This is a genomic window from Sandaracinobacteroides sp. (assembly GCF_057137845.1).
Window position 1 is genome coordinate 1 of record NZ_DBNHFX010000171.1, and the last position, 3,556, is coordinate 3,556.

The following is a 3,556-nucleotide window of genomic DNA, read 5'->3' on the forward strand; positions in this document are numbered from 1 at the left end:
GGCTCAAGCTCTGCGTCATTGGCGCGAACCTTCGTTCCCTCGACACTGATCCTGACCGGCAGGCCGTTCAATCCGCTCAGGAACAGCCCTTCGGCCGGAAGCGGCCCGGATGCGTAACTGGCGGGCGGCGACGGCGGCAGGAAGATGTCGGCGACGCTGCGCCCGGTATCCACCGGCGCCGCATCCGACGCATTGCACAACAGCGCGACCGACAGTTTTTCGACCGGGTACCGCGCGAGCCACGCGCGATACCCGCCCGTCGAGCCTGAGTGCGCGACCTCCCGCCGCCCCTTGCGAAGCGCCACCCGCAGACCGGCGGCATATTCCGTTGGCGTGCCATCGTTCAGCACGCCGACGGTTTCCATCATCGCAGTAAATCCGGGGCCAAGCGCATCGTTGTCCAGCGCGGCATTCCAGATCAAGAGGTCGGCGGTCGTCGTCAGCAGGCCGCCATTTCCATAGGCATCTTCGATCGGCTGATCGATCACATAGGCCGCGCCCTCGCGGTCATAGGCAAGCGCCCGGCCCGGAACCACCGTCTGATAGCGTTCGCGCCAACTGCTGTTCTTCATGCCAAGCGGCGCGAAGATGCGCTGCCTGGTGAATTCGGCCAGCGACTGGCCCGAAACCCGCTGGACGATCAGCGCCGCCAGATTGAAGTTGGTGTTGCTGTAGCTGTAGTGCGTGCCAGCGGGAAAGTTCAGCGCCTTCTGCTGTGCCGCCAGCGCCAGCACGTCGTCGTTGCTGGCGACGCGGCTGTTGCGCGGCCATCCAGCCATTCCCGCGACAGATCCCCAGTCCCGCAGGCCGCTGATGTGGCGGATCATCTGCCCGAGCGTAACCTTGTTGCCGTAATCCGGCATTTCCGGCAGGTGGCGGCGAACGTCGTCGTCGAGCGACAGCTTGCCGTCGCGCGCCAGCAACAGGATCGCGGCCGCCGCGAACTGCTTCGAGACGGACCCCGCCTCGTAGATGCTGCCCACTGTGGCCGGGATCGCATGATCGAGGTCGGCCATGCCATAGGCGCGCGACAGCACAGGCTTTCCGGCCTGTGCGACGGCAACCGCGCAACCGGGCGAACCGGTTCCGGTGAACCGCGCGAACAGCTTGTCGACTGCCTGTTCTGTTGTCGTCGCAGCATTGTCCGCGCGCGCGGCGGCGGGCGCGGCGCAGATCGCTGCAAACGCCATGATCCCTGCGCCGAAAGCCATGTTCGTCATTGTGGCATCCCCCCTCTTACCGGCCGGCCGGGCCGGGCCTTCGTCAGCAATGCGCCATCGCGGATCAGGAACTGGCCGCCGACCAGCACATGGCGCATCCCCTTCGACGGTGCGGCGGGCTTCACATAGGTTGCAACCGCGCCCACCGTATCGGGATCGAAAACGATGATGTCGGCGTCGGCTCCGGCCTTGATCCGGCCCTTGCGCTGCATCGCAGGCGCAACCGGCTCCATCAGCCGCGCCGGCAGCAGCGTCGACCGGCGGATCGCTTCGGGCAGGCTTAGCAACCCGCGATCGCGGACATATTCCCCCAGCACCTTGGTGAAGGTGGCGGCGGTGCGCGGGTGCCCCGCAGTGTTGGCGGGCAGCGGCCAGACCGGCTTCGTCAGGTCGTCGGCGCCAACCATGTAGTTTACCGCATCGCTGGCGATGAAACCGTTCTTCAGCAGCACCGCCTGTTCGATCAGTTGGCGATCTTCTGCTATCTTTTCATCAAGATAGTGCACGATGATCCGCGTATCCGGGCTTTGCCGCTGCAATTCGGCCAGCCGTTCGTTGGTGGCCGGGCGTTCGCCGGTCGCCACCACTTCGATGTCGCTGGACTTGATGCCAAGCAGCGGCAGGTTAGCCGGTTGCAGGAACGGCGCGTTGATTCCGGTCGAACCGGCGCCCCAAGGATAGGCTTCGGAAGTGACCGGCACACCATAGGATTGCGCCTTTGCGATCATTCGGTTCAGCCGCCCGATATCGCGCAGGCCGGAACTGTTGATGTGGCAGAGGTGCATCTGCGCGCCAGTCGTTGCAGCGGTTGCGATCACCTCTCCGAATGCTTCCAGTGCGCTGTGCGGGTCGCGCCCGTTCTTCGACCGGACGTGCGTGAACATCGGCACGCTGCGCCTGGCCGCCAGGCTTGCCACTTCCCAATATTCGGTGCGGTTGGTGTCGGTCCAGTATCCAACCGGGGTGCCGACCCCCAGCCCGCCCGCATCGAGGCCTTCTGCCACGCGGGCGACGATAGCCTGCACTTCCGGTTCGGTCGCCAGCCCTTTGGCGCGATCAGCCAGCAGTTCGCGGCGAATGCCGCCCCACGAAACCGAATAGCCATAGTTGATCGGCCGCCCCTCGGCGGCGGCGGCGCGGTAGGTGGCGTCCAGCGGCCATGCGCCGGTTTCCAGTTCCAGCGCAGTCGTCACGCCGTCGAACGCCTGCATCCAGCCGCCGGGGATCGATTGCGCGTGGGAATGGACATCGATGAAGCCCGGCGCAACGACCAGCCCGCTGGCATTGATCCGCACCCGCCCGGCCAGCGGGGATTCGGAAACCGCCTCGATCCGGCCGCCGCGCACACCGACCGAGCGCACGGCATCCAGCCCGCTTTCCGGGTCGATGACGCGGCCGTTCTCGATTACGATGTCGTAGGCGGGCGCCTTGCCGGCCGCAGCATCCCGCGACGCCGCCGTGCTGGTGGCGAACGTTGCAAGCGCCAGTGCTGCAAGGGCTACGGGCGTTCGCCCCGCGATCGACAGGCTCATGATCGGCAACCTCTCCCGGATGTTCGCATGATACTAGCCACATGCACGGCCGCAGCGGCACAGCAAATCGCGCGCCGTGCATAACCTTGCGCTATGCCCGGGCGGCAGGAAGCGCCTTTCGCACGGTCTCGACGAACTGGCGGGCGATCGTCGACAATGGATAATCTTCAAGGTGCGAGGCAACCACGTCGAACCGCATCGGCTCAGAGAGCGGGCGCAGATCAAGCGACGGCGTAAGGCAGGCGCGGGCGGTGAATTCATCCATCACGGCGATCCCCATCCCCTCGGCCACCAGTGCAGCGGCAACGAAATAGGTTTTTACCGCGATCAGGCCCTCGTCCTCGCGGTCGGCTGCGATCCGCCGCCCAAGCAGGGCGCCGATCGTTCCATCGTTGATCAGGCGGACGATGCGGTAATTCGCCAGCGCCTCGATCGGAAAGCGGTCGGGCGGATGGGGGATGTCGTCGCGGCGGAACAGCGCCACCAGTTGCCCCGAACCAAGCACGATATTGGCAAGCCGCGGGTGGCGGGCGGCATCATAGCCGATGGTAAGATCGCTGTTGCGGCTGTGCAGCGTGTCCGCCAGTTCTTCGGTGTGGCAGGTGCGGATCTCGATCGAGAGCTGGGGAAAGCGTGCCGAAAAGCGCGCCACCAACTGCGGCACAAGGCGCAGCCCAAGCGAATGTATTACCGATAACCGCAGCCGGCCATGATCCGCCCGGCGGAGGTTCTTGGCCGCCTCGAACAGCGTCGCCACGCGGTTCTGCACGGCTGCTGCTTCCTGGAACAGGCGATGCGCTTCGG

The 3,556-nt window shown here is 65.8% G+C and carries 3 protein-coding genes; all 3 read right to left on the reverse strand.

The window, feature by feature from the left end; all coding sequences use genetic code 11:
* Positions 1-1,220: serine hydrolase domain-containing protein (locus AC16JP_RS09795; RefSeq protein ID WP_484340430.1), on the reverse strand; the 1,220-nt coding region annotated here is incomplete at its 3' end.
* Positions 1,217-2,752, reverse strand: a complete 1,536-nt coding sequence (locus AC16JP_RS09800; RefSeq protein WP_484340431.1) for an amidohydrolase family protein — start codon at positions 2,750-2,752, stop codon at positions 1,217-1,219. The genes AC16JP_RS09800 and AC16JP_RS09795, both read right to left, overlap by 4 nt.
* A gap of 91 nt (positions 2,753-2,843) precedes the next feature.
* The coding region (locus AC16JP_RS09805; RefSeq protein WP_484340432.1) for a LysR substrate-binding domain-containing protein at positions 2,844-3,556 on the reverse strand (713 nt) is incomplete at its 5' end.